Source organism: Variovorax sp. P4_D9 (assembly GCF_056401695.1).
Window position 1 is genome coordinate 1 of the sequence record NZ_JBFUIU010001168.1, and the last position, 2,173, is coordinate 2,173.

The 2,173-nt window shown below is 64.3% G+C and carries 2 protein-coding genes; one reads left to right on the forward strand and one right to left on the reverse strand.

Annotated features, from left to right (window positions below):
• Window positions 1-916, reverse strand: a 916-nt coding sequence (locus AC1DY5_RS52485) for a TAXI family TRAP transporter solute-binding subunit (RefSeq protein WP_478122159.1), incomplete at its 3' end; no start/stop codon positions are given.
• 763 nt (window positions 917-1,679) lie between these two features.
• Here AC1DY5_RS52485 and AC1DY5_RS52490 point away from each other — a divergent pair.
• The coding region (locus AC1DY5_RS52490; RefSeq protein WP_478122160.1) for a DUF3047 domain-containing protein at window positions 1,680-2,173 on the forward strand (494 nt) is incomplete at its 3' end.

A 2,173-nucleotide genomic window follows, 5' to 3' on the forward strand; every position in this document is an offset into this window, starting at 1 on the left:
CGTCGCGCGAAACCAGCATCGCCTTGGTGCCGATCAGCTTCACCTCGCTCTCCGGGATGTGTTGCTCCAGATCGACTGTTCCCGGAGGCAAGGTCAGCTTCGTGATGTAGGAAAACTTGCGCGGGTAGGCTTCGGCGCGGGCCAGGCTCATCAGCTTCAGGCTCGGGTCGTGCAAGGCCTGCCAGACCGCCGGGAACTGCGTGGGACCGACCAAGCATATCGCATCGACCTGTCCCGCCTGCAACGCGCGCAGGGCGGCCAGATTGACCAGGGGCACCAGTTCGGTGTTGAAGCGGTTGATGCCGTTTGCTTCGAGCAGCGGTTCCATGAACGCACGCGCGCCGCTTTTCGGTGAGCCCACGGCGAGCCGCTTGTAGCGAAGATCATCGAATTGCGTGTGTACGACGCTGTCACGATAGAAGATCCACAGCGGTTCGTAATACAGCGTGGCGAGCATGACCAATCTCCCCTGCTCGGCTGGACGCACGACACCGCCATGCATGAAGGCCACATCCACGCCGGAATTCGGATCGCGCAGCAAGCGCTCGTTCTCTTCCGCGCCGCCCGTCATGCGTTCTTCGACCGTCACGCCATCGCGCGCTAGGATTTTCTTATAGAGCTGGGTGTACTGGTGGTACATGCCGTCGTTTAGGCCGGACGCGAGAACAATGTGGCGCGGAATCGTGCCTTGCAATAACCATGCATCAATGGAGGAGACGACGATGCCTGCCACCGCGAGCAACGCCCAACGCACTCGATCGCGTCGCATTGTCACTGGCCAATCACGGAGTCGCATACGGAGTCGCGAGCGTGGCCGGTCAGCGTCGGTTTTAGTCGAGATCGACGTCGCGCCTGCTACCGTCGCGCCGAGCAGCGAGGATTTGCCGGCGCCTGACAGCGTGACCTTCGCTTCCATGGCTGCGTTTCTCATCATTCAGGAAGGCGCCAAACAGCGCCGGGGAAGGAAGCCTACTTTGAACGCGGCGCGCCCGAATTGTCAATGCGTTTCCGTGTCAGGGGCACAGGCGAATGGCGCGTATGGGCCCATAGCGGCTGTACACGCCATCCGCGCCAGCACGCCCGCCACCGGGCTGATCTCCGATACCGAAACCACTCGAGACCGGAAATGCGTCTGACCGCGGCGGCGCTGCGGGGTGTCCGCAGGCGGAAGAGGGCGGCGGCGCACCGGCGCGAGAGCGGGGCGGCTTCGGTGGGGGGGAACCGTGCGTGCGAGGAAATTTCCCGAGCGCGTGGCCGACGTCGTGCGTGCTTCAACTGCCCGCCGGCGCCGCTTACGCCCCGCTGCCGAAGTAACGACGCTCGCAGCCTGGGCCGCTGTCCGGCGGCGGAGGCGCTACGTTCGCGGGCACTCCGCCCACGGACATGACTTCGCCATCGGAAGCGCTCCGGGCCCGGGCTCGATCTCTGGTGGCGGAAATGCTTCTCCGTGGCGGCTCAACCCTGCGTCCGCTTGGTGCGTATCCWTGCTTCTGCGTTTCCCGATGGGGTATTTATCTTGTCGCGCGYCTGGATCACACTCCGTGTTGGCGGGCGCAAAGCGCCCATTTCCCATCCACCAGCCATAAAGGCCAGCCATGAACGACACGAGATTCCGGTTTGGGCGCGCACRGCGTTCGCTCGCCTCTKCRGTGTTGCCTGTTGCGGCCGCGCTGATCTGCATGGTCGCCCCAACCGCGCGCGCCGAGGGCCTGTTGACGCCGTTCTCGACCGCTCCGGGTCCGCAGGCGCCCGCGCCGTGGCGCTTCRCGACCTTGCCCAACAAGGCGCCKACGAAGTTCGAGGTCACGCAGCTCGATGGCCAGAAGGTGCTCAAGGTCGATGCCGACMAGTCCTACGGCAACCTGGTCCATTCCACGCGGGTTCAGCTCAATGACGAGGCCACGCTGGCCTGGCGCTGGAAGGTCGAGCAATTCGTGACCGGCGCCGATCTGCACACCAAGAGCGGCGACGACGGCGCGGCCAAGCTCTGTGTCTACTTCGACTTCCCGGCCGAGCGACTGTCGGTGGGCGAGCGCACCAAGCTCGCACTGGCAAAAGGCTCGACCGGCGAATCGGTGCCCACCCAAACCCTCTGCTACGTCTGGGACGTCAAGGAAAGCAAGGGCAGCGAATTCGACAACGCCTTCACCAAGCGCATACGCATGGACGTGAT